The organism is Mesorhizobium sp. M0244 (assembly GCF_040321795.1).
In the GTDB taxonomy this organism is placed as follows: domain Bacteria; phylum Pseudomonadota; class Alphaproteobacteria; order Rhizobiales; family Rhizobiaceae; genus Mesorhizobium.
On sequence record NZ_JAMYSE010000192.1, the window covers coordinates 1 to 2,351 of the forward strand.

The 2,351-nt window shown below is 65.7% G+C and carries 3 protein-coding genes; 2 read left to right on the forward strand and 1 reads right to left on the reverse strand.

Annotated features, from left to right (window positions below):
• Positions 1-175 precede the first annotated feature (175 nt).
• Both NKJ08_RS38450 and NKJ08_RS38455 read left to right on the forward strand, forming a co-directional pair.
• Positions 176-328 carry a hypothetical protein gene (locus NKJ08_RS38450; protein WP_352786348.1) on the forward strand — a complete coding sequence of 51 codons (153 nt, stop codon included), beginning with the start codon at positions 176-178 and terminating at the stop codon, positions 326-328.
• A gap of 120 nt (positions 329-448) precedes the next feature.
• The gene (locus NKJ08_RS38455) at positions 449-1,609 is read left to right on the forward strand and encodes a siderophore-interacting protein (RefSeq protein ID WP_352786350.1); all 1,161 of its coding nucleotides are present in this window, start codon (positions 449-451) and stop codon (positions 1,607-1,609) included.
• Positions 1,610-1,630: 21 nt separating this feature from the next.
• Here NKJ08_RS38455 and NKJ08_RS38460 read toward each other — a convergent pair.
• Positions 1,631-2,351, reverse strand: a 721-nt coding sequence (locus NKJ08_RS38460; RefSeq protein ID WP_352786352.1) for an MFS transporter, incomplete at its 5' end; no start/stop codon positions are given.

Sequence of the window (2,351 nt, forward strand, 5' to 3'; positions counted from 1 at the left end):
GGGGTGGCGCCCTGCGTTCCGCGCGGCCCCCCGTCGCGTTCCCGCCGCCCCCGACCCACCGCCCCCACGTCGGGTGGGGGGGGCAACCCAAGCTGGAATGGAGCCGCGATTCAACACTGAAGGCAGGCCAACTTTGTTCTTGCTTTGTGCCGGCAGCTATGCTACTAATTCGGCTATGGTGCTGATTGGCGCCAATGACCCGCCTCCCGAGGCGGGTTTTTTGTGTGTGCCGAGCATGATCGACAGCTTGGAGGTGCAAGTCCTCTATCCAGCCGACATGGCCTTCACGCTGAACGGCGACCGCATCTCCAGCCTGGTGATCAGCTGAAGTTGAGGGTCATTTAGACCACCCTCGCCGACACGGTGCTTGTTGCTCGCGTTGGATCCTTTGGCTTGATGCAAAACATGACTCTGTTTATCATCTTTTAGTAGAAACGTCGGGCCGGTTGTGGCATGCCGCGATGGCGAGGGCGCCGGCGTCTATGGCGATCTCGGGTTCAACGGCATCGGAAAGGCTGCAGCGATGGAGCAATTGAGCGCGCAAACCCAGATCAGCGGTGCCGCCATCCGGTCGGTGATGGACAGGCTGCGCGCCGAGCACGGCGAGTTCGAGATCGACACCGGCCTTGCCGATCAATGGGAATTTCGCACGCATTACGGCTCGTTGAAGGCCACGCTCGGTGATGAAAGCGTGCTGATCCGGGTCGCGGCCGAAGACGAGACCTGCCTGTCCTACATGAAGATGGCGGTCGCCGGCCATTTTTCGGAACATCTCGGCACGACCAGGGGAATTGCCTGGCAGGGCGATGGCAGCCATGCCGGCACGCCGGTCTTCTTCCGCGAGATCACGGTGGTGTCGTCGACGCGGATTTCTCCGCATATGCAGCGTGTCCGCTTCACCGGCAACGATCTCGGGCGCTTTGGCCGTGGCGGCTTGCATGTGCGGCTGCTGCTGCCGCCGCGCGGCAGGCCGCCGGTGTGGCCGGCGATGGGCGCCGACGGCCTGATGGTCTGGCCGTCGGGCGAGGACACTCTCGTGGTGCGCGTCTACACGATCCGGGCACTGGGCGCCGCAAGCGGCTGGCTGGATGTCGATTTCGTCCTCCACCCGGGCATGGATACGCCCGCCGCAGCTTTCGCGGAAAAGGCGCTTGCCGGCGAGGTCATCGGCATGATCGGACCGGGTGGCGGCGGCGTGCCCGAGGCAGAAAACCTGCTTCTGCTCGGAGACGACACCGCGCTTCCGGCGATTGGCAGGATCCTGGAGCAGCTTTCGCCGTCAAGCCGCGCCGAAGCGTTCATCGAGGTCGATGGCCCCGAGGACCGGATCCCGCTGGCCGCGGGCGAGACCGTCGCCGTCACCTGGCTCTATCGGCATGGGCGCGAGGCCGGCACCGCCAGCCTGCTGCCAGCGGTCCTGCAGCAGCGGAGCCGCACCGCGCTGGCCGGCAATCTCTATGTCTGGGCCGGATGCGAGTTCGGCGATTTTCGCGAGATCCGCAGGATCGTCCGCAAGGAATGGGGCGTGCCGCGCGACCGGCATCTGGTCACCGCCTATTGGCGCCGCGGGACGCAAGGCGATAAAGGGGCGGACGGCAGCGAAGAATAGCGCACAACGGATGCTCTGCGGTCAGCGGCGGTCGGATACCACGACGATCGCCGGGGCCGCCAGCAGCGCGACGAGGCCGGCGCCGGCGAAGAACGCGCCATAGCCGAAATACTGCGCGGCGTAGCCGGCCGCGATCCCGCCGGCCATGCTCACCAATGCGTCCATGCACTGGAACAGCGTGAAGTCGACGCCCGCCTGTCTTGGATCGGACCAGCGCATGAACTGCGCGTAAAGGGCGACGAAGCCAAGAGCCATGAAGCCCGATGAGCTGAGCACCGCGACGACCATCAAAGCGGTGGTCGAGAAGCCGCCCGAGAGATCGAAGACCGAAAAGAAGAACAGCGATCCGGCCTGCAGGACAAGCGCCAGGACGAGCACGTTGCGCGGGCCGAACCATTTGACGAGAGCGCCGCCGGCGAGTGCGGCAGCCAGGCCGACGAACATGCTGCCGACGCCGTTGACAAGCCCGACCATCGAGAGGTCGAGCCCGGCGTCGATCAGAAATGGGCCGAGCATGGCCAGCGCCGCCTTCTGCGCCAGGACATAGATGGCCGACGCTGCCAGGCCGCGCCGAATTTCGGGACGCTTCAACGCGTCAAGGAGGCTGGGAACATGCTCGCGCGTCTCCTCGCGCGCGCCGCCCGCCCCGCCCACCCAGAACCGCAGCACCCCCGGCAACACCCACAAAGCCAAAGCCCAACCCGCCATGACCCAACCCAAAACCGCCCCCACAACCAAACAA

Bases quoted from the DNA above. Each gene is read 5' to 3' on its own strand.
- NKJ08_RS38450 (WP_352786348.1), top strand. From the start codon at position 176: ATGGTGCTGATTGGCGCCAATGACCCGCCTCCCGAGGCGGGTTTTTTG.